The organism is Acinetobacter sp. D009, assembly GCF_038562025.1.
GTDB classification, from domain to species: domain Bacteria; phylum Pseudomonadota; class Gammaproteobacteria; order Pseudomonadales; family Moraxellaceae; genus Acinetobacter; species Acinetobacter pittii.
The window spans coordinates 1506717-1529314 of sequence record NZ_CP151886.1 but is presented as its reverse complement, the minus strand read 5'-3'; the positions used below and the strand labels follow the sequence as shown (position 1 = coordinate 1529314).

At 37.9% G+C, this 22598-nt stretch carries 20 protein-coding genes; 7 read left to right on the top strand and 13 right to left on the bottom strand.

All coding sequences use genetic code 11. The features are described from left to right. Positions 1 to 305 precede the first annotated feature (305 nt). The 3 genes from AAC388_RS07135 to AAC388_RS07125 all read left to right on the top strand — a co-directional run bounded on the left by AAC388_RS07135 (position 306) and on the right by AAC388_RS07125 (position 3803). Positions 306 to 1979: an FMN-binding glutamate synthase family protein gene (locus tag AAC388_RS07135; protein WP_342371394.1), complete on the top strand. Its 1674-nt coding sequence runs from the start codon at positions 306 to 308 to the stop codon at positions 1977 to 1979. Between the two features lie 211 nt (positions 1980 to 2190). After that, a complete protein-coding gene (locus tag AAC388_RS07130; RefSeq protein ID WP_068611438.1) occupies positions 2191 to 3246 on the top strand; it encodes a linear amide C-N hydrolase in 1056 nt (351 codons plus the stop codon). Positions 3247 to 3308: 62 nt separating this feature from the next. Then, entirely contained in the window at positions 3309 to 3803 is a 495-nt protein-coding gene (locus AAC388_RS07125) for a hypothetical protein (RefSeq protein WP_002115218.1), read from the top strand. A 53-nt stretch (positions 3804 to 3856) separates the two neighbouring features. Here AAC388_RS07125 and AAC388_RS07120 read toward each other — a convergent pair whose 3' ends face one another. The 5 genes from AAC388_RS07120 to AAC388_RS07100 form a co-directional block, all read right to left on the bottom strand. Then, positions 3857 to 4885, bottom strand: a complete 1029-nt coding sequence (locus tag AAC388_RS07120) for an alpha/beta hydrolase (protein WP_002115207.1) — start codon at positions 4883 to 4885, stop codon at positions 3857 to 3859. Further along, on the bottom strand, positions 4885 to 6009 hold the full coding sequence (locus AAC388_RS07115) for a YdcF family protein (RefSeq protein ID WP_342371393.1): 1125 nt from the start codon (positions 6007 to 6009) through the stop codon (positions 4885 to 4887). Before AAC388_RS07115 ends, AAC388_RS07120 begins: the two co-directional genes overlap by 1 nt. A 4-nt stretch (positions 6010 to 6013) precedes the next feature. Continuing rightward, a complete protein-coding gene (gene murB, locus AAC388_RS07110; RefSeq protein WP_342371392.1) occupies positions 6014 to 7048 on the bottom strand; it encodes a UDP-N-acetylmuramate dehydrogenase in 1035 nt (344 codons plus the stop codon). Positions 7049 to 7067: 19 nt separating this feature from the next. Beyond that, complete coding sequence (locus AAC388_RS07105; RefSeq protein WP_342371391.1) at positions 7068 to 7571, bottom strand: low molecular weight protein-tyrosine-phosphatase; 504 nt, start codon at positions 7569 to 7571, stop codon at positions 7068 to 7070. 257 nt (positions 7572 to 7828) lie between these two features. Then, entirely contained in the window at positions 7829 to 8056 is a 228-nt protein-coding gene (locus AAC388_RS07100; protein ID WP_002115197.1) for a 4-oxalocrotonate tautomerase family protein, read from the bottom strand. A 62-nt stretch (positions 8057 to 8118) separates the two neighbouring features. Here AAC388_RS07100 and AAC388_RS07095 point away from each other — a divergent pair, with 62 nt between their 5' ends. Next, on the top strand, positions 8119 to 8586 hold the full coding sequence (locus tag AAC388_RS07095; protein WP_342371390.1) for a helix-turn-helix domain-containing protein: 468 nt from the start codon (positions 8119 to 8121) through the stop codon (positions 8584 to 8586). Positions 8587 to 8767: 181 nt separating this feature from the next. Here the strand turns inward: AAC388_RS07095 and AAC388_RS07090 are convergent, their stop codons facing one another. Together AAC388_RS07090 and AAC388_RS07085 are read right to left on the bottom strand one after the other, a co-directional pair. Continuing rightward, positions 8768 to 8998, bottom strand: coding sequence for a hypothetical protein (locus AAC388_RS07090; RefSeq protein WP_005068773.1), 231 nt, complete (start codon positions 8996 to 8998; stop codon positions 8768 to 8770). 290 nt (positions 8999 to 9288) lie between these two features. Then, entirely contained in the window at positions 9289 to 9618 is a 330-nt protein-coding gene (locus AAC388_RS07085) for a YcgJ family protein (protein WP_213034021.1), read from the bottom strand. A 341-nt stretch (positions 9619 to 9959) separates the two neighbouring features. On the opposite strand from AAC388_RS07085, the gene AAC388_RS07080 reads away from it, so the two are divergent. Together AAC388_RS07080 and AAC388_RS07075 are read left to right on the top strand one after the other, a co-directional pair. Then, the gene (locus AAC388_RS07080; RefSeq protein ID WP_342371389.1) at positions 9960 to 11117 is read left to right on the top strand and encodes an iron-containing alcohol dehydrogenase; all 1158 of its coding nucleotides are present in this window, start codon (positions 9960 to 9962) and stop codon (positions 11115 to 11117) included. Continuing rightward, complete coding sequence (locus AAC388_RS07075; RefSeq protein WP_130172462.1) at positions 11117 to 11551, top strand: thioesterase family protein; 435 nt, start codon at positions 11117 to 11119, stop codon at positions 11549 to 11551. The genes AAC388_RS07080 and AAC388_RS07075 overlap by 1 nt, the downstream gene beginning before the upstream one ends. Before the next feature lie 48 nt (positions 11552 to 11599). On the opposite strand, the gene AAC388_RS07070 is transcribed toward AAC388_RS07075, so the two are convergent. From AAC388_RS07070 to amvA, 5 genes are all read right to left on the bottom strand, one after another. Further along, entirely contained in the window at positions 11600 to 13828 is a 2229-nt protein-coding gene (locus AAC388_RS07070; RefSeq protein ID WP_342371388.1) for a phospholipase C, phosphocholine-specific, read from the bottom strand. Between the two features lie 324 nt (positions 13829 to 14152). Beyond that, positions 14153 to 16240 (bottom strand): DNA polymerase III subunit gamma/tau, encoded by a 2088-nt coding sequence (locus AAC388_RS07065; protein ID WP_342371387.1) that lies wholly within the window; start codon positions 16238 to 16240, stop codon positions 14153 to 14155. A gap of 123 nt (positions 16241 to 16363) precedes the next feature. After that, a complete protein-coding gene (cpaB, locus tag AAC388_RS07060) occupies positions 16364 to 16996 on the bottom strand; it encodes a metalloprotease secretion chaperone CpaB (RefSeq protein WP_342371386.1) in 633 nt (210 codons plus the stop codon). A gap of 22 nt (positions 16997 to 17018) precedes the next feature. Then, complete coding sequence (gene cpaA, locus AAC388_RS07055) at positions 17019 to 18800, bottom strand: metalloendopeptidase CpaA (RefSeq protein ID WP_342371385.1); 1782 nt, start codon at positions 18798 to 18800, stop codon at positions 17019 to 17021. 258 nt (positions 18801 to 19058) lie between these two features. Beyond that, the gene (amvA, locus tag AAC388_RS07050; protein ID WP_342371384.1) at positions 19059 to 20537 is read right to left on the bottom strand and encodes a multidrug efflux MFS transporter AmvA; all 1479 of its coding nucleotides are present in this window, start codon (positions 20535 to 20537) and stop codon (positions 19059 to 19061) included. Between the two features lie 124 nt (positions 20538 to 20661). Between amvA and AAC388_RS07045 the strand changes: the two genes are divergently transcribed. Further along, positions 20662 to 21240, top strand: coding sequence for a TetR family transcriptional regulator (locus AAC388_RS07045; RefSeq protein WP_199997550.1), 579 nt, complete (start codon positions 20662 to 20664; stop codon positions 21238 to 21240). A gap of 47 nt (positions 21241 to 21287) precedes the next feature. On the opposite strand, the gene AAC388_RS07040 is transcribed toward AAC388_RS07045, so the two are convergent. Continuing rightward, positions 21288 to 22547 (bottom strand): serine hydrolase domain-containing protein, encoded by a 1260-nt coding sequence (locus AAC388_RS07040; RefSeq protein WP_342371383.1) that lies wholly within the window; start codon positions 22545 to 22547, stop codon positions 21288 to 21290. Positions 22548 to 22598 lie beyond the last annotated feature (51 nt).

The window sequence follows — 22598 nt, the reverse complement described above, 5'->3', positions numbered from 1 at the left end:
AAGTAAGCACCTGATTATTCTATATATTTTAAATGAATAAGAAAATAATACTTTATGAATAAGAAATCTAAGTGTTTTATCACATCTTTAGATTTTTTTTAGAGATTTCAATGGCTAATGGCAGGTCTTTACTACTAAAAAGTATGTATTGCTAGCTCAACTATTTCTAAAAATTAAATGAAAAATCAAACCTAATAATCTTTGGATTTTGTTATACCGTCCTTAAGCTAACAATTCCATACTTGTGGTTTTAGTTCCTTCTTGGCAAGGTATGTATCAGTAAAACATTAGGAATTTGTTCCAATATGGCGAGTCCAGCACAAATCATTCGACATAAATTTCTCAATACATTCTTTTCACGCCATTCTCTCTGGTTTTTATGTATTTTTACTGCGCTCAGCATCACATGGTTTCGAACCGTCTATACCCCTCATAGTATCTATTATTTTATTTCTGATACTCTCCTTAATGGTTTATGGGTAGTTACAGGCACCTTAAGCCTATTAGGCCTCTATGATGTTTTACAGAATAAACATTCAATTTTAAGAAATTACCCAATTATGGGACATTTTCGTTTTTTGTTTGAAGATATACGTCCCGAAATTCGTCAATACTTTATTGAAGCGGATCAAGATGCTCTACCTTTTTCTCGCATGCAACGAAGCTTAGTTTATCAACGTGCTAAAAACGAAAATGCAGATAAACCTTTTGGTTCAATCATTGATGTCTATCAAGAGAATTACCGCTTTATTGTCCACTCAATAAGCCCTTGCCCACCAGCTGATCCAAAAAGCTTCCGCATTCAGGTGGGTAATGCGCAATGCCTTCAACCCTATAGCGCATCCATTATGAATATCTCTGCCATGAGCTTTGGTAGTTTAAGTGCCAATGCAATTCGAGCACTCAATAAAGGAGCGCAATTAGGTGGGTTTTATCACGATACTGGTGAAGGTAGCTTAAGCCCTTATCATCTCGAAAATGGTGGAGATATTGTTTGGCAAATTGCCAGTGGTTATTTTGGTTGCCGTACCCTAGATGGAAAATTTGACGAACAAAAGTTTGCTAAACAATCTCAATTGCCACAGATCAAAATGATCGAATTAAAGCTTTCACAAGGTGCAAAACCGGGCCATGGCGGTATCTTACCTAAGCATAAAATTACCGAAGAAATTGCCCAAATCCGTGGCGTTTCACGCGATCATGATTGTATTTCTCCTGCTAAGCATTCTAGTTTTTCTACCCCAATTGAAATGATGCATTTCTTACAGAAGTTGCGAACATTATCTGGCGGCAAGCCAGTTGGTTTTAAACTGTGTATTGGCCAACCTTGGCAATTCATGAGTATTGTTAAAGCAATGCTTGAAACAAAAATTGTTCCCGACTTTATTGTTGTTGATGGTTCTGAAGGTGGTACAGGAGCAGCGCCAATTGAGTTTAGCGACAATATCGGCACTCCATTACGTGAAGGCTTACGCTTTGTCCATAACACACTTGTCGGTGCAGGACTCAGAGATCAAGTTAAAATTGGCGCGAGTGGTAAAATCATTAGTGCTTTTGATATCGCTAGCACTTTTGCACTCGGTGCAGACTGGGTTAATTCAGCACGTGGTTTCATGTTTGCAGTTGGATGTATTCAGGCACAAAGCTGTCATACCAACCAATGCCCGGTAGGTGTTGCAACCCAAGATAAAGATCGTCAAAAGGCAATTGATGTACCGACTAAATCAGAACGAGTATTTAATTTTCATAAAAACACATTGCATGCATTATCAGAAATGATCGCTGCTGCGGGTTTACGCCATCCTTCTGATATTAAAGCTCATCATTTGGCTCAGCGAGTAAATGACCGTGAAATTAAGAACTATGCTCAGTTACATTTTTTCTTGAAAGAAGGTGAACTTTTACAATCTGAACTTAATAATAACGATGATAATTTCTACTATCGAATGTGGAATATGGCTGATGCCAATCATTTTTAATTTATATTAATTTTTATAAGTTGAGCATCACCTTTATAGTGTGATGCTCTTCCATATTTAAACCTAATATGTGATTTTTGCTTAAATTTCACTCCCCTTTTAATTTGTATTTAATAGATTTTTCACCTAATATAAAAGTATAAATAACGTACACATTTTAATTTTATTTAATAAAAATTTTTTAATGCTTATAACAAGAAGGTACCTCATCATGTTGAAAAAAACATTCATCTCTTCTTTTGTTGCAATCGCTGTAGGCTTAAGTAGCTATGCTGTTGCTTGTACACGTGCCGTATATTTAGGTAATAATCAACATATTATTACTGCTCGCTCAATGGACTGGAAGGTTGATACAGGTACCAACTTATGGATTATGCCAAGCGGGGTTAGCCGTGACGGTAGCGCTGGTCCCAATTCAATAAAATGGACGTCGAAATATGGAAGTGTAATTGCTACAGGTTATGAAGTTTCCACAACAGATGGGATGAATGAAGCAGGTTTAGTTGCTAATATTTTATGGTTAGTAGAGTCTGAATACCCAGATGCAAAAAAGACAGATAAGCCTTTATTAAGTATTGCCGCATGGGCTCAATATGTGCTCGATAATTTTGCAACTGTAGATGAAGCCGTTAAGGCCTTAGAAAAAGAACCCTATACTATTATTACAGACAATGTTCCTGGTGAAACACGGCTCACCACCTTACATTTATCTATTTCTGATAAAACAGGTGATAGCGCAATTATTGAATATATTGGTGGAAAACAAGTGATTCACCATAGTCGAAGCTATCAAGTCATGACTAACTCACCTACTTTCGATAAGCAACTTGCACTTGCCGAATATTGGAAACAAATTGGTGGAACAATCATGCTTCCTGGTACTAACAGAGCATCTGATCGCTTTGCACGTGCATCTTTTTACATTAACGCAATTCCTAAAAATGATAATACAAAACAAGCACAAGCCTCTGTATTTAGTGTGATTCGCAATGCATCTGTTCCCTATGGGTTAAATACTCAAGAAGAACCTAATATCTCTTCAACTCGCTGGCGAACTGTTGCCGACCACAAACAAATGCTCTACTTTTTTGAATCCGCTCTCTCACCAAATGTATTTTGGGTTGACTTAAAAAAGATTAACTTTAAAGATGGTAAAACACGTAGACTTGATTTAGGACCTGATCAAAGCCATATCTATGCAGGTGATGCTACCTCTTCCTTTAAAATTGCAAAACCATTTGTATTTTTAGGTCCAACTACACGTTAATTTATGTCAAAATTTATTACTCTTAACATAAATAATATTAAACATACGATCTTGGAATTTATATGATGAAGAAATCTCTACTTTTATTGGGTTCATGTCTACTTACTGCAGCGTGTAGCACCACACAGGTTAGTACACCAGCTCCTAAAGAGGTAAAGACAGCTGGTCAACTAAACTGCTCACCAACTGAACTATGCCCAAGCTTATTGGTTAAATGGAACGAAAATCAAAAAAATCAGCTTCGAGTAGATGTTCATTTAAGTAGTAGTTATAACTTTTATGATATTAACGCTTTGACTTTTGATATTGATGGCAAACGATTCAATTACGAACCAGCTCAAGCCACTGAAAAGACAAATGTGAGCCGATTAGTACCTAAACATTCAACCACTTACTTTGTTATTCCAAGTCAATTCTTGCAAGAATTTAAAAATGCTCAAAATGTGAATGTTTTAATCAAAACCGATAAAGGAACAATCGAGCGCAATATGTATAGTCCACAAAAGCAGTCTTCGGTTTATAAAAACTTTATGCAGCTTTATCAAAATTCAAAATAAACTACAAAGATTAAATAATGCATCTATCTAGAATTTTGGATAGATGCATTATTTTAATAATAAAAATGTTTTGGCTTAGCATGTAAAAATGCTGGGATCAAACCCGTTAAAGCCGCACGTATATCCGCACGTTCATTAATTAATTGATGAGAGCCTTCTTCAAGCATTAACAACGTTTGGAGTCTAAATTTACGACGAATAAATTCGATGTTGTAACGCCAATCAACCGTCTGATCGAGAGCACCTTGTGCAAGCCAGACAGGGATACGGCAAGCTGGTCGCTCTTCCATTTCCTGCATCCATTTTGACATTGCCAAAATCCAGTCCATGCCCATCATTCGGGGTTGCAAAGGATCCTTTAAACGAATAAAACGCAAAAATTCAGGATTATGATTATTACGTCTAAAATGCCTTGGCACTTGACGTTTAATACGGCGAATAATGCCTAATCCAACGGGGTTATGCCACCATGCGGTTTTTGCGGGGCGAATTAGCGGAGAAAGTAAAAGTACACGATCTACAATCGGATCTTGGCGTTTTTCAGCATATTCTAATAAGTGATGCATCCAAATTGCTCCACCCGTACTTTGACCAATACCGACCCATGGTTTAGGTAACTGATCTGCATGTTTCACATATTGATAAACAGCCATCAAAACTTGCTGGTAATGATCAAAGTTTTTAATGCTGGCTGGTGAACCATCACTTAATCCATGCCCCGGCAAATCATAAGTAATGATACTAAAGCCCTGCTCAAGAATTTCACGAATAATTGGCTGGTAAATACCGCTATGCTCAAGATAGCCATGCAATAGACAAACTGTACCTTGTATTTTTTCTACTTTAGGTTTGAAAACTTGCACATGCAAACGGAATAAAGGCATTTGAACATAACCTTGCCAATGGTCACATTCAAGTAAATGTAAACCATACAATTTGCGATAGGCTAGCAAATCACGGGAAGGTTCTTCTAATGTGTTTAAATTAAGTGGACTCAAAACCTGTGGCGTAAGATCACGATTAGGAACCGGTAAATCTAATTGTTTTAATACGGCAGGATTGAGAAATGGAATATCTGACATTAAGGAACCTCTCGACAATCACTTGAGCCAAACAACATGTCGCGAATTGTCGCAAGTAATTCATAATTTGCACGGCGGCTATGATCGTAATTTTGCACACTTGGTTGCCAACGTGTCAGTGGAGTTGGCATTGGAGCTACAACAGGAATAGTTTCTATACCATTTAAAGCAAACAGTCGGCGTGTACGTGGCATATGGTATTCATCTGTAACCAACATGACTGTCGGTGCTCCGCCTTTTTTCTGAAGCAATAAAGAGCTAAAGCGAGTATTTTCACATGTATTCATACTACGCTTTTCTAATAGCTTTGCATCAACACCGCGCTCTTTTAACCAAGCTTGCATATAAGGTGCTTCTACACCGCTAAGCACAATAGGCAGATGATTTTGTTTTTCAACTTCTAAAGTTTTTTCTAATCGCAAACGCGTATAGCCATTAACTACAATATCCTTACCATTTTTATCTAAGGTTAATCCGCCACCCAACACAACAATTGCATAAGGTTCTGATAAATTTTTAGGTTGTACTGGTAATAGATTTTTACGCACATACTCGACTTTTTGTTCAGGTTCACTGACAGCTTTTTGATGCTCTGGCACCACAGGTTTTCTTGCTAAAAACTCTGTATATTGCTCAGTAAGCGCTTTATTTTCAGAACTATTAATAAAAAGTGCTTCGTCAACAGGACTACTCGCCTCATCTGCGGCATCAATTTCTGAGTTTTTAGCGACTAAAGGAACCGTTACAGATGCTGCTTGCTCTTCCGAATCCTGTTCCTTTTCTTCTAAAAGAATAATTTGCTGCAAGGCTTTATAATTCTCTTGAATATAGGTCAGATCAGATGTTCTTTTTTCACGTAACGCTTGCTCTGTCAGTTTTAAATAGGCCTGACGAGCGATCCATAAATTTGAACCCGGCTCTAAATTATCATGCTCACTTAATGCAGCCTGTCTTTGGCTCTCAGCAGCGACTTGATTAACATCAACAGGTACAAAATAGTTAAGCCCAGCTACAATAAGTTTTGAATAAAATGGCGAATATAAAAAAACCACGAAACAGCCTAATAGTACAAATAGCACGGTGACTACTTGTACTAAACGTACCATTAAGTGTACTTTTGGCATAAAACTATTCCGTATGATTTTCAATTAAACCTAAACTGTTATAAAGCACAGGTTCTGGTTCTAACATAATATGGAAAAGCTGATCAACATCATGTTGTACAGCCTGATAAGTTTTCCTTACATCAGCTAGAGATGCATTGGCATAATTCACCAGAACTAATGCCTGTTTATGGAACATCCCTACCATATCGAGTTGCTTCCCTTTCCAACCCGCCTGATCAATTAACCATCCTGCTGCAATTTTAACGTTTCCATTCGCTTGAGGATAATGTGGAATTGTTGAGAATTGTGTGACTAAGCGTTCAAACTCTTGAGGTTTAACAATCGGATTTTTAAAAAAACTCCCGACATTTGGATACTCTTTTGGATCAGGAAGTTTACTTTGACGAATATGGATGACCTGATTTTGTAAATTTTCGGCAGTCTGATTGTCTCCAACTGCTTGTTTCAAGTCGCCGTAGTTAAGTTTCAAATGCGGCTGTTTAAGCAATTTAAAAGTAACATGCGTGATAATGTAACGGTTTGGATCATCTTTAAAAATACTATGGCGGTAGGCGAAATGGCAGTCGGCCGCTAAAATTGTCTGAGTTTGCTTCAATTTACGGTCATACACTTGTACTGACTCAATAAACTCACCTACCTCTACCCCATATGCACCAATGTTTTGTACGGGTGAAGCACCGACTAATCCTGGAATAAGGGCTAAATTTTGCAAACCAAACCAGTTCTGTTCAGTGCTGTATAAAACAAAATCATGCCAGACTTGGCCTGCGCCTACTTTAACCCGCACAAAATCATCATCGTTTGATAAAACTTCAATTCCCTGAATATCAAGATGAATCACTAAAGCATTGATCTGCTGCGGCAACAACATATTACTACCGCCCGATAATACAAGTACATTTAACTGATGCTGCTCAGCAAACTTTAAAGCTGATTCAATATCTTGAATACTGCCAACTTTAGTATAGTGAGAAACAGTTGCATCTAAACTTAAAGTATTGAATGGCTTAAGCTGTACTTGATTCTGAATTTGCATTGTATTGAAAAACCTATTCTTAAACATTCAATTGTTTTTTTAAAATATTAATCCACGCCAAACTACTGGACTCACATTGATTGAGTACACGTTCAAAACCATCAGCACCGCCATAATAAGGATCAGGCAACGCTTGTTGTGGGTATTCAGGATCATGCTCACTCATTAAAGCTACTTTTGCACGAATTTGATGTGCGCCAAATTGGGAAACGGCTCTTTGCAACACGTCATGTATATCTTCAAAATTTTGATGATCCATTGCCAAAATCAAATCAAACTCTAAAAAGTCTTGGGTTGAAAGTTGTCTTGCACGTAAAGATGATAAGTCATAGCCCCTTTTCTTGGCATGCAACTGACTACGTTGATCAGGCGATTTATTTGGATGATAATTACTCGTTCCAGCTGAATCGACAACCACATTGAGTTGATGTGCGTCACAATAATGTCTGAAAACCACCTCAGCCGTGGGAGAACGGCAAATATTTCCTAAACAGACACATAACACCTTATATTGTGTTTCCATTAGAAATTACTTCCAAACATTTGAATTACATAAAAATAAACAGGGTCATGCACAATCTTAACAGACTATAAGTTTATAAGAACCGAATTGACCATTGTGACTTGTTGCATTTTGTCAAAACTCACTTGGGTTGAAAAGGAAAATAATGTTTATCAATAGATTAAAAGTTGATAAATCAGGCGATAAATTAGCTAATCTTGTACTTCTTGTAGTAATTAAATAAAAATAAAGCCCTAATTTATAGGGCTTTACAAACATCACTTGGATGCAGTGATTAATTCAATCATTTCCTTTGTTGGTCTTAAGCTGCCTAATTGCCAATGCTCAGGAGGATGCTCATCAATTCTGATCCAAACATGTTCTCGAAAAGCAGGATTTCCCTTTCCTTCTATTTCTACAAATAAATCTGTTATTCGCTTGAAAAGCTCAGCCTTACTATCTTTATCTAATAAACCTTCTATAGTTTGTATATTTATAAATGGCATAATGCTACCTGAATTAATGCTAGGTCTAAATTATAGACTCATACTAATTGGAGCTCCCACTGATGTCAAATCAAATTATTCCAGATCATAAATTTCCAGTAGATGTATGTGGGATCTTCAAAATTACAGAAATATTGAATGACAGATGGACGATTCTCTTGTTAAGAGAAGCCTTCTATGGGGTAACAAAATTTAATGATTTTTTAGCAAATACAGGCATATCAAAGCAAATTTTATCTAATCGTCTAAAGCATCTCATCCAATTAGAAATATTTGAATTATCAATCTATAAAGAAGTTGGTGAGCGAGAACGTAAAGAATACTTACTCACTAAAAAAGGCAAAAGTCTAAATATTGTTTTACTGGCCATGCTTGAATCTGGCGGTAATTTTATTGAAGCTGGTAAAGATGTGGTGAAAGTTTTTAATAAGAGTACTGATGATGAACTTAAATTAAAACCTGTTGATTCTTCTAATCAAGTTATAGATTTTAAGAATTTGGAACTTAAGCTCATTCATAGCAAAAAATAAATTTTTATAACTCAGCTACCCTGATCATAAAGTCCTCAGTATGCTTTTATAAAGAAATAAAAAAAGCCTACTCTTTCAAGTAGGCTTTCCCCTTATGACTTTTGCGCTGATCATTCAGGTTTATTGTTGTTTAAAGCAACGGAAGGATCTTACAGAAATACTTAAGAATAAAAAAGCTTATTTACTTAACTGAATGTAAGTACTCATAGGCTCCTTTTTCGTTACTCTCAAGTTTAATGACTGCATCCGTTTCGTCATTTAGTGTCAGGTTAAATACTTTTTCACCATCATATGAAATTTGGTGGCCCATACGAAACTCTGAATCAAGTGACTCAAGAATAATAAAATTTCCTTCATTGTTCGAAGCAATATAGTAAGTGTTGTTCCGATGAACATATCTAATTGTGTACATCACTATTTAAATTCCACCTAAAAATTATGTTTTTTCTTAATAATAAAAAGATCCTTTTTCCCTTCCCAATCAGAAAAGATCCTACCGAAAACTAAACCCTCCCTTATTAATTATTCACCCTCATCACTTAGTATTTTTTCACCCTATACTATTAAATTGATATTACAGAAATACTTAATAATAAAAAACCCCGCCATTAGTCGATAGTTAGCGGGGTCTTTTGCGATTTAACTTTACTTTTACAGACTCATCTATCAGATGATATTTACCTCATTTCTGCAATAGAAAAATTATTTATTTTTAAAAAGTTTATCTGTCATAGTTCTATCAATTTTACTGCGATGCCCATTCTGAAAGTATCGATCAACATGGCATAGTTTTGTTTTAGTATCACAGAACACACCGTTTGAGAGCGTAAACGCTGAAGCATCAAAATCACCTTGAGAGAAGGCTTTATTCGCTTTATAAGTGCCTAAATATTTAGCTGTAAGCTTTTTAGAAATACCTTTTTTGTCAGCACAAATATATTTGTCACAAATTACACCTTTTGTAGGCGAATATACACTAGAGCTGGTTTTCGCGATTGCTGCCGAGCTAAGCATCAAACACGTACATCCCATAATACTAAGAAAAGTTTTAGAAATTTTCACTTTTTAGAACCGATAAAATTATAAATTGTTAAGGCATTATATAAATTAGAAGCTTGCCAGAAAATCTAGAGAACCCTATAAATAACAAAAAGCCCACTTTTCGACGAGGGTTTAAATATTTTGGTAATCCTCACTTACATGTCGGACCCAACATTGCAAAAAAGTATTTATCTATGGGTAGCACAAGGCTTAAGAAAAGCATAGTCACTTCAGAACTACTTTATTTTAAAGTTTCTTATGCTAACTTATTCGGAGATAGAATCTTATAGAACCATTCAACAATAATGTTCAAAAATAAGGAAATAATGTATATGAGCCATTTTCAATTTCAAACTGTTCCAAATATCATCTCTGGCTTAGGCTCTATACAAGAATTACAAAATGTTTTGTCGTCAAAAGCTTACCGTAAGTTATTGCTAGTCACCGATGCAGGCATGGTTAAAAATCAATTACACCTTCCCATCCTTCAAATTTTAGATACGCTCAATATTGAATATGTCATCTATGCTGATGTGCAAGCTGACCCGCCTGAACAGGTAGTACTAGATGCAGCCACTTATGCTAAACAGCAAAATGTTGATGTCATTATTGGTTTTGGTGGCGGTAGTTCTCTAGATGTTGCAAAAGTTATTGCTTTACTCGCCCACCCTAATCAGACCCAAAGTTTGCAAGAGATGTACGGCGTGAATCAGGTCACTACAGCTCGTCTTCCGCTTATTTTGATTCCTACTACAGCCGGTACAGGCTCAGAAGTAACGCCAATTTCAATTGTCACTACAGGTGAGACGACAAAGATGGGGATTGTCTCTCCAGTACTCTACGCCGACACTGCAATTCTTGATGCAAATTTTACCCAAAATCTACCTGCTCATATTACTGCTGCAACAGGTATTGATGCGATGGTACATGCTATTGAAGCATATACCTCTAAGCATAAAAAAAATATTTATACGGATATTTTAGCCAAGCATGCTTTGAAATTGTTAAACCATAACTTACCAAAAGTTCTTAAAGATGGTAATGATTTAGAAGCACGTCAAAACATGCTTTTTGGTTCAATGCTCGCGGGTCAAGCGTTTGCAAACTCGCCTGTTGCCGCTGTACATGCTTTAGCTTACCCATTGGGCGGTCATTTTCATTTGTCGCATGGACATACCAATGCTTTAGTACTGGTTGAAGTATTAAAATTTAATGCACCTAATGCAAAAAAATACTATGCAGAGCTTATGCAATGGCTCGACCCATATAGTAATGGCAGTACCGATGGTTTATGCGATCTGTTTATTGACCATATGCAGAACCATTTAGACCGTAGTGGTTTGACTTTAAGACTTAGTGATTTGGGTATTGACGAGTCCAGCTTACCTCGACTTGCTGAAGATGCCATGTTGCAAACCCGTTTACTACAAAATAACCCACGTGACATGACAGAAGCCGCTGCTTTGGCAATTTATCAGGCGATTCATTAATGACGAAACCAGTTTTAAAAATCCGTGATCAATTTAAGTTCTTTTTAGATATTCAAACGCGTTGGGCAGATAACGATATTTATGGTCATGTGAATAATGTGACTTACTATAGCTACTTCGATACAGCAGCCAATGCTTTACTGATTCAAAAAACAGGTTTTGATATTCATGAAGCAAAAGCAATTGGGTTAGTGGTCGATTCAGCTTGTAGTTTTCTTCAGGAATTGTCATTTCCAGAAATTATTCAAGTAGGTGTTGCGATTGGTAAAATCGGTACGACTTCATTGCGTTATGAATTAGCAATCTTTAAACAAGGTCAGAACCAAGCCTCAGCTCAAGGACATTTTGTGCATGTGTTTGTTGATCGCGAAACGCGTAAGACTGTGCCAATTTCCGAGACAGTTCGTGAGGTTTTAGAGAATTTCTTATTATAAAAAATGAGGCAAAAAGAAAATACACAGCTCTTTTTGCCTCATTTTAGCTTACATCATTGCAGGGTCACTAAAGGAATCTTCACCCGTTTCGACTCGACCAGCAAAACGTCGGTAATAATATGGATCACTCTGAATGGTGATTTCAAAATCATACCAATGCCCTACATCGGCCAAAGCCCAATGCTGCTTAACAACCTGTCCCGCTTTTACGGTAAGTTGTAACGGCGCATCTTGTCGATATGCACACGGTTTTACCGTCAATATCGCATCTTTAGTACCATCATTCATAAGTTCGACATAAACATCACCATTGGCAATGTCATAGCACACTCGAATTTCAGGTTTAACACCACTATCAACAATACGTTGAGTATCCCCTTTGAAATGACGATGGTAGCCATTTGGACCGAGTACCCATAAATCATAACGACCTAAATTATCTTTTAAAGCGTCCCATTCATCATCTAGAGCTTTGTTCGGCTCGACAATATAACGCTTAGGAATTCGGTCTAAGTTGAGCTTGTCATAAACATGAAAAACCGCAGCTTGCGTACCTGTATTAGAGAATATTAATTGCACTTTGCCATCCGCTTTACAGCGTGCACTGGTATGCAACTCGTAAGGTAACGCACGTGAAAGACGTATACCACTTTGCTGAATCGGTAACTTCGTATCCGTGGGTACAGGCACAGCTGGTAAAGCTTCTTGATTTTCTCTTAACTCATCTGCTTGCACACGTGTTTGTTTACCATTCAGCTGCGGTAAAACATCTGCATTTGGTGTTTTAAAGTTAAATGCACTGGTCAAATCACCACACACTGCACGGCGATACGCACTGATATTCGGCTCTTTTACACCAAAACGTTTTTCTAAGAACATGAGCACAGAGGTATGGTCAAACACTTGTGAGTTCACCCAACCACCACGACTCCATGGGGAAATCACATATAACGGAACACGAGGGCCTGGTCCATAAACTCGTCCATCCGGTGTAGGCTGTGAATGGCTTCCTTCAGGCGCGGCATGGTCAAAGTATTCGTCCTGCATATCGGCACTACTTAATGTCGATTTGCCAGCATACTGACCATTTTTAAGTCGAGATGGCGCTGATGGCGATGGCATATGGTCAAAGTAACCATCATTTTCATCGAAATTGATAATGAGTGCTGTTTTACTCCAAACCTCTGGCACGGCAGTTAAAGCATCAATAATTTCTTGAATAAACCATGCCCCTTGGACAGGGCTTGAAGGATCTGGATGTTCACAATAAATTGATGGTGCATTAATCCAAGAGACTTGAGGTAATTTACCTTCACGAATGTCTCGTTTAAAAGCATCAAGATATTCTTCTGGTTTATTGCCCGGCAATGTATTTGCAATGCCCTTATAAAGTGGATTTTTGGCATTATCGGTCGCAGCATCATAGGCTTTATAAGGTAGTTTTTGACCCGTATCAGCATATGGTTTATTCGGTTCGCCGCCACTTGAAACAGGATAGCCAGATGCAATGTTGGCCTTTCTAAACGAACGAAATGCACCCAACATATTATCGCCCCATTCATCTGGCATATTTTGATAACAAATCCAACTTACCCCTGCTTCTTCTAAGCGTTCGGCATAAGTTTTCCATGTATAACCACGGTCTGCCGTCGCTGGGTTACCATCAATCCAATCCCACTCATTGTTTACAAATGAACGCTTGGTCGGTGTTGCACCATTTGTACCCGTTAAATGATAAGAACGGTTTGCATCTGTTCCAGTGTGCATAGAGCAATGGTAGGCATCACAAATCGTAAAAGCATTCGCAAGCGCAAACTGATATGGAATTTCTTTTTCTTTAAAATAACCCATTGAGATATCAGTTTTATGAGTTGGCCAGTTCGCCATGCGCCCATTGTCCCAAGCCAGCTGACTGTCGTTCCAAGTATGTGGCGTACCATCTGCACGCTGTGCATTATTGGCTGTACCATTTAAGTGAAAAGGCGTTAAAACTTGCCCATTACTTCTAAGCTGCTCCCAAACACGGCGGCCACTTGGCAAAGGAATCGTAAAACGATCGGCAAACCCTCGGACGCCTTTTAGTGTTCCGAAGTAATGGTCAAAAGATCGGTTTTCCTGCATTAAAATAATAACGTGTTCGACATCCTGAATGGTGCCAGTTTTATTGTTTGCAGGAATTGCTAAAGCTTTTTGAATACTAGATGGGAAAGCTGCCAATGCCGCAGCACCAAAACCCATATTTAAAGAATAATTTAAAAATTTACGACGTGTAATCATGATCAGGTTCTTTTTATTATTTAAGTTTATGGAGCACAGCGCATTACAGGCTTTTTACCTGTTTCTGGTGTATTTGAACTATCATTTGCGGAGTCGTTACAACCACTCAGCAGAATCGCGCCGATTAATAAAAAATATGAATATTTAAAACAATTTATTCCAGTGCATTGCCTTCTCATGACGATATATAGTCCATTTAAAATCTAAAATGGCTAACATAGAAAAGTACAATGACAGTGACATGACCCAAATATTTCAATCCAATGAAGAATATGAAAACTCTATTATTTTCATATTCTGCACCAGATCAAAAATCAGATGAATTTAAGGCTTTAATTGAATATTTTGTAGTTCGCCATCAAAAGTTTCTATGAGACTCTTAATAACTGGCTGTTGCTGTAATAGCTCAGCTGCTCGGTGAAAGGCTTTTTCTTTACGTGCACTTTGAATGGTATAGGGAGTAGATGTATTCAAAGCACCATATTCAACTGTAAACTGAGTATTCGGCCATTGCTCATTTAATGCATCAATAAGGCCTTGTTGTAATTGGGTCAGCATATTTTCATATTCTTGAGGAATATGGAAAATAGTATTGCCACCAATTTCACCAGTCATCACACCATGTTGAGCAAGTTCTTGAACAGCTGGAGAAAGCTGACTATTTCTAAACCAATATTCCCACTTTTCGAGTGTCCACTCACCTTCCAAAACTTGAGGAGAAAGCTTCAAGATATCTTGAGGCATCAACTGACCGTGATCAGTTGCACTAGGCTCTTTTACAACGGCAACTGTTTCAACAACTTCAGCCTGCACCAATGATTGCTGCTCAATAACAGGTTCAGAGGCAAGATCAGGCGTATCTTGGGCCAGCGAAAATTCAGCGCTAGGCGTTTCAAATAAACCCATAGGTTCAGCAGTGAAAGCTGGTTCAGGTTCAATATTTTTAGTTTGTGTTTCTGCTTGCACTTGTACTAACTTTTGTTCTGGTACAGGAATGAAATCTTCCTCTAGAACACTAACAGTCTCTTGAACAACTGCTGAATCAAGCCCAATCAACTCATGATGATTTGGGTCAAATACCATTAAATCCTGATTAGACTGAGGTTCAGGTTCAGGTTCAGGTTCAGGTTCAGGTTCAGGTTCAGGTTCAGGTTCAGGTTCAGGTTCAGGTTCAGGTTCAACCATAGTTGGCTGGTTAATAACTTCAACAGGTTGAACCGTATTTACTGGAGTAATCTCCTGAGCTTTTTGCTGAACTTGTTGGCTCAAACTCACCACTGCTTGCTCATTTTGTTGAACAGGCTCTGATACCACAATTTCATTAGGCGCTAAAGGTCGGAATGCCAATAAGCGTAAAACACACATTTCAAAGCCTTGCTCTTGCGTCACGGCAAGTTGCAAGTCTGAACGTCCTTTACATGCGATTTGGTAATAAAGCTGTAAATCTTGAGCAGAAATCAGCTTAGACAATTGCATGATTTTGCGATTGATTTCATCGCTATATTTCAAACTCAAATCAGGTAGATATTGCAAAATTGCCAATTCATGCAATGTCGAAATGAGCTGATCAAGCACAAGTGAAACATCTAGCGCTTGATGTCTAAATTGCAATAAAAGCTGACTAACTTTCTCACGTTGATTTTGATGAATCGCCAAAATCAAATCATAAATGATCGTACGATCAATCAAACCAAGCATTTCTTTAACATCTTGATGATGTACTGAACCTTGACCATAAGCAATGGCTTGGTCAGTTAAAGATAATGCATCACGCAGTGAACCTTGAGCAGATTCAGCAATTTGCCAAATTGCATCTTGGTCAGCAGTAATCTGTTCTTTTTCAAGAATAGCGCCAAGATGCTTTGTAATTTCATCAACGGCTAAAGGTCGTAAAGTAAATTGCAAACAACGTGAAATGACTGTAATCGGTAGCTTTTGTGGGTCAGTCGTTGCAAACAGAAACTTAACGTGTTCTGGTGGTTCTTCTAGTGTTTTTAATAACGCATTAAAAGAATGCGTTGATAGCATATGTACTTCGTCAATCAGGTAAACCTTAAAACGTCCTTGCGTTGGCGCATACGGAACGTTGTCTAAAAGTTCACGTGTATCTTCTACTTTTGTTCTTGAAGCCGCATCGATTTCGATCAGGTCAATAAAACGGCCTTCATTTACTGCCTTACACGTTGCGCAGACTTCACATGGTGTAGAAGTCACACCCGTTTCACAGTTCAAACACTTGGCTAAAATACGTGCAATTGTAGTTTTACCTACACCACGCGTTCCTGTAAATAAATAAGCATGGTGAAGACGACCGCGTTCCAATGCACTACTTAATGCACGAGAAACGTGGTTTTGCCCCACTAACTCATTGAAATTACGTGGACGGTATTTTCTAGCAAGTACTTGATACATGTATGCTCCTTGTTACAGGCATAAGCATACTTTGTTTTTAAAAGAGTGTGAACGCATAAAGCTCATATCCGTACAGATAAACTGCGAACTGGCTTCTTTTCTCTACCAGAACCGTTTATTTGTCTAAGGATGATCATGGTGTAACTCCTGATCTGTAACACCCTCATCCATCGTTTGCACGAGCCCCACACCATCCTTAATTTCAGCCGAATAATTTCCCTTCTCGGTAAAAATTTGCATGATTGTATAGTGGTCTTTTTGACTTTGAGTAATGGTAAAGAAATTTTGATTCGGATCGCCCTGATCAAATTTACCAGTCCACCGAACAATATCTTGGTCAACAGGTTCGATCTCTACAATTTTGCCAGTGCGATTAATGCCATATTCCAACATTTGGAACTTAACAGTGTCACCCACTTTTTTAAGTTCAATCACATTTGGATCATATTTAATGACCATACCTTCTGCATTTTTAATTAGTGGAAAATTAACATTAGAAGGCAGTTGATCCTTTTCTATTTCATTAAAAACAATCTGTTGCTGAGACAATCTTTCTTTTTCGGACGGATTCAAATTCAGTATATTTTGACGAGCAAATTCATTCTGATTATCTGCCAGTTTTTGCCCAGTCCCTTGCCCATTTTCTGAAGACGATGTTAAAGCAGAAGAGCTTTGCTGTGAAAAGGCAAACCAGATTAAAACTGCTAACGCCACACAAGCGATAGCAGTTCCTATTAACAATTTATTTTTCTTCATTATTTACAGCTAAAAATAGAGATTAGTTATATAGAGAAATTTTCTGTGCGTTCAGATTAATGACACTGACCGCATCAATTTTTCCTTCTACACCTAAACGTACACCATATTTCGGGTTGTATAAGTATGGACTCGAATAAAAATTAATATTATTGCCCCCCATTGCAGTACTTCCTAACGGATGAGCAAAACCTGAGCCAATATTGGTTGAACCATTATGGTATAGACCAAGATTATGCCCGACTTCATGACGCATGGCCGCGAAAGAACAACCTGCAATATCATTTGCGCCAATCATGTTATATGCAGAAGCATTAATCCAAGCCCAACCACAACCGCCATCACCTGGTTCATTACCTTGATAATAGACACCGTCTGCCAATACACGTTTCCGCTCATTTTGTACCGTGGTGTCATCTCGTCCAGTAGAGATTGCTTCTTTTAAAGTGGCAGCCGGGATTTTATAAGTTAAATAGCCCACATTTCTTAAGTAAAAGCGTGCATTCGAATTTTCAGCAGTTAAATTCGTTAAGTTCACACCTTCAATCATTCTAAGTTTTGCAGCGCTCTCTCCTAAAATTGAGTTTACCTCTGGGCTAGAAACCAACAACATATCAATTGTATAACTATCTACTGTCCAGCCTTGAGCGGTGTATATAAAACGGCGATTTTCACCATTTTTAATTGCAGTAGACAAGCCATTAGGGGCATTAATATAAGTGTCTGCCGATGCATTAGACACAATAACCACCTTATCCCCGACTTGAGCTTTAGCAGGTAGTTGCAAGGTTGGCTGCCAATTTGATGTAGACAGTTTCACTTTTAAAGTAGGCTGAGTCATATTCGGTAGAGTTGCAGGGATTATTGCCGTTGAATCAATCACCTTTGTTGGTGAAGAGATCAGTTGCCAATATCCTTTGTCGCTTACATACATAAACTCATATTGATCGCCTGTTTTAAGCGTTAGGGTCGCTTGGCTATTAATATTTGTATTATTAATTTTTGCAGACCAAGTCGCTGTAGACTTAATAATAATTCTATCCCGATCACTTGCAGTGGTAGGCAAAGTGAAATTGGAAACCCAGTTTCCATCTCCAAATGAAATTTCTGTAAGTGGACTATTAACTGTCGCTAATGACGTTCCAATTTGCTGAACATTTAGCTTCTGTGGTTTTATATATTCTGGAACCCATTTTCCTAAAGCAGAATAATATTTAAACCAATATTCAGATCCATTTTTTAATATAAAACTGCTCGGGAATAGTAAGTTTGTTTTATCAATGTCCGAACTTGCACTTGCTGTAGAAACAACTTGTACGGTTGTTCCATCACGTACATCACTCGGTAATGCTATGGTTTGTGCCCATTTGTCATTTTGAATAAGTACTTTTTGCATTGATGCAGTTGTTAATGGAACGACTTCATAGGTCGCACCATTGGTAGGACTCACTGTCGCTAACTGAGCAATCCATTTATTTTGACTACTATTAAAGATGAATTGGTAAACATCACCACTATTTATCTTTAAAACCTCTAACGGAATATTGGTATTAGAAGTATCTAAATAACTACTATAGGCAGCACTAGAACGAATTGTAATTTTGTCCAAATTATTAGCGCTTGAGGGTAAAGTGAGGTTTTTGACCCAATTCCCATTTGCTAGATTAAATTCTAAATCTGAATAACCGGATGGAATTGATCCACTATTATTATTCTGATTTGGTGAAAGTACAGTTGCGGCATATACAAGTGAAGACGCAACAATTGCTCCAATTATGAGTGATGTTTTTAATTTAAAATTCACAGCAGCCTCTTTTATTTGTTTTTAGATTTTTCGAATAGCAGGTTAGCAAACCATTTTTAAGCAGTCAATTTCACAATAATTAATTTTTCATTAAATTTCAAATACATGAATAATGAATCATTTTGAAATAAAAATATGAACCCTTTTAAAGAATAGTTTATTTATGAGAATTAAATAACCAATTTTTAATATGTAGAAAATATTAAAAAGAAATTTAAGGATAAGAAGAAAGGTAGTCTCTCTTTTTATCCTTTAGTTTTAATTTACTTTCTTTGGAAAGCTAAACCAGACAAATGCAGTTAAAAGGAAGAAACAAATAGCTGAGATGGTAAGCACCCAACTATGGGCATAGCTAAAAGCTTGTTGCGCAACTGTAATTAATTGTCCTCCCAAAGGATTTTCAAGATTAGACGCTAATTGCATGGTTTCTCCAATCGAGATACTCGCTTTTTCAATTAAGTCCGTTGGGAGCTGTTCTGGCAAAATAATTGAACGACTATAAAACCAAGATAACATTAACCCAAATATAGCAACGCCCAAACCAGCCCCAAGCTCGTAAGCCATCCCTTCTATGGCACCTGCTGCACTCGCCTTTTGCGGAGGTACAGATGACATAATCGCAGCAGTTGAGGCCAGCAACGCAATCTCAATGCTAAAGCCTAAAAAGACCATACATGTCCATGCTAAAAAGTGGTCGGTCGAGAAGTTAAGCTGAGCAAGTCCCCATAGACTAAATCCACTTATTAAAATACCAACAGTAGATACAAGCCTAAGTCCCCATTTATTTAAACAGATTCCTGCTAGTGGACCACCTAAACTAATTGCAATCATGAATGGAATAATAAACATGGCTGCCTGTAATGGAGAAAAACCATGTACAAACTGCAATTCTTGAGACAAGAGCAATTCGAACCCAACCAAAGCAATCATAGAAACTACCGCCATGACAATGCTGGTAGAAATCACTGGATGTTTAAATAATTCCAGATCAATCATTGGCGTCGTACTTCTTTTTTGGCTTTGAATAAAGTGAATTAAAGTACTTATACCAATCACAAACATTACAACCGTAAGCACTGAAAAGTTATACATCGCCGATTTGATTGAATAGATGAGGCTTAAAATTGCCACGACTAAAATTAAAGCTTGCCCTAAATTAATTGGCTGATCAGTCTTCTCTTGTTGTTTAGGGATGATGATCGCAATCATAACTAGAACCACCAAAATAATCGGGATATTGATAAGGAATACAGCTCCCCAATGGAAGTGTTCTAGTACAAAACCACCGACTAATGGACCAAAAGCTGCTCCACCACCACCCACTGTAGACCAAAGACCAAGTGCAAAATTTCTCTGCTTTTCTTCGGTAAAAGCATTACGGATGCCTGATAAAGTGGCAGGAATAAGCATAGCTGCCCCTAGCCCTAAGACAGCACGAGAAGCAATTAAGGCATAGGCAGTTGGAGAAAAAGCCGCAGCTAACGAACCCACACCAAAAACTGCAGTTCCAATAAATAATAATTTTTTAAAGCCAATACGATCGCCAAGTGCACCCATCGGCAAAATCAAACCCGCCATAATCAGTGAATAAATATCAATGACCCATAAAAGCTGATTGGCAGTTAAATTCAATGCTGCACTTAAAGATGGTGTTGCAACATGCATCACCGTTGCATCAATCGTAACTGGTAAATATATAAGGACGATAATTGTCAGGATTAACCATTTTTTTTGCATAACGCTCTTCAATATCCAAAACTTGGACATGTGTTCAAATCATGGTTATTATATACACAATTGGACACTTGTCCAACTTTTAGTTTTAATGTAATTTGTGTCGAATTCAGTCAGGTGAAAAAACATGGCCTATCTTAATCGCGATCAACGCAGAGAAATGATTCTGCAAGCTGCCATGCAAGTTGCTTTGGCTGAAGGTTTTACTGCCATGACGGTACGTAGAATCGCAACAGAAGCACAAACCTCTACCGGACAAGTTCACCACCACTTTTCTTCGGCATCTCACTTAAAAGCTGAAGCTTTTTTAAAGCTGATGGAACAGCTCGATGAAATTGAACAAACTCTCCAAACAACCAGCCAATTTCAAAGACTGTTCATCTTATTAGGTGCAGAAAATATCGACAGACTTCAGCCCTACTTACGTTTATGGAATGAAGCTGAACTCTTGATTGAGCAAGATATTGAAATACAACAGGCTTATAACCTTGCCATGCAGAATTGGCATCAAACAATTGTGCAAGCGATTGAGTGTGGCCAAAAAGAAGGTGAATTTAAAAACAGATCAAATTCCACAGACATTGCATGGCGACTCATTGCCTTTGTTTGCGGCTTAGAAGGTATTTATAAACTTGGTTTACATGGTTTAGCTGAGCAAGACTTCAAGCGCCATACCGAAGCGATTATTCGCCTAGAGTTGTTATAAATGTATAAGCTGGCATTGATTAGAATGCCAGCTTTAAAATACTAAAATTAGAACCAGCCTTTACGACCTTTTAAAATTTGGTCAGTGCAACGTAAGGCTTCTTGAGTCAGTCCCCACAAACGATAATCACCTGTGATTGAACCAATCTGAAAGTTATGCGTATAAGCAAAGCTGAGGCCACGCTCAGGATCGCACCACGCTCCTGAACCATTGTAACCAATATGTCCAAAGCCATTTTTAGCGCGTTTACCCATGGTAATAATACGGTGATAGCCTAAACGCCAATTCATCGGAATTGGCATAACACGATCACGTGCATAACTTTGGATGGTGCTGAGCTCTTTAAATACTTCTGGGCGAATAATTTGCTGTCCGTCCCATTCACCTTGATTTGCCAACATCGCATAAATTTTAGCAAGACTATTTGCAGTAAAAGTGCCGTTCGCTGCTGGAATGACTGCTTGCAACCCCTCGTCACTAAAGAAACTAAGATGTTTCATTCCTTTTGGAATCATGGCATCTTGAAAGTCTTGAGGGTCTTGTCCAGTCCACGTAATCATTTTTTCAGAGAGTGAACTCTTGCGCGTCTGTGGCTTTTTAGGTTTTTCAACTTGAGTAGACGCTGGTTTTTCTGGTTTTGGTTGAATAATTAAACGTGCTACACGATCCAACTCATTTTCAGGCGTCCCAAAATATGCCCCATCTAACTTTAATGGTTCAACAAGATAATTTTGCATGAGCTGATCTAAAGATTGGCCAGTTGCTTTTTCAAGTACACCACCCACAAGCCAACCAAATGTTAAAGCTTGATAAGCATTACTCTCTCCTGCAAGGAATCTTGGCTTAGTCGCCGCGACCACATCTAACATATGTGACCAGTCGAGCATTTCTCGCGCACTTTCGATGATATTTCGCACATCAAACATGCCACTTTGATGGCTTAGCACATGACGCAATGTCATTTGCTCTTTTCCATTTTGAGCAAACTCAGACCAATAAGTCGCAATCGGTTTGTCGTATTCTAAAAAACCTTCACTTACTAAAATATGCGCTAAAGTTGCAAGTATGCCCTTACCTGTAGAATAACAAACTGCCAATGTGTCAGGTTGCCAAGCTTCGGTTTGTGATTTTAGACCCGTGTAGATATCTACAACTTTCTGACCTCTAAAATAAACCGCTAAAGCAGCTCCACCTTGTCCTGTTCTAGCATCTTGAAGACGGCTAAACTGGTGAGCTAAATCAATAAAACGTTCATCTAAAATACCGTGATAGTTATGGGTATCGGCCAGTAAAATCTCTTTAATCACATGAAGTTCCTTGCATTTTTTGTTATTTTGCTCAAAAGCAGCCCAAACCTC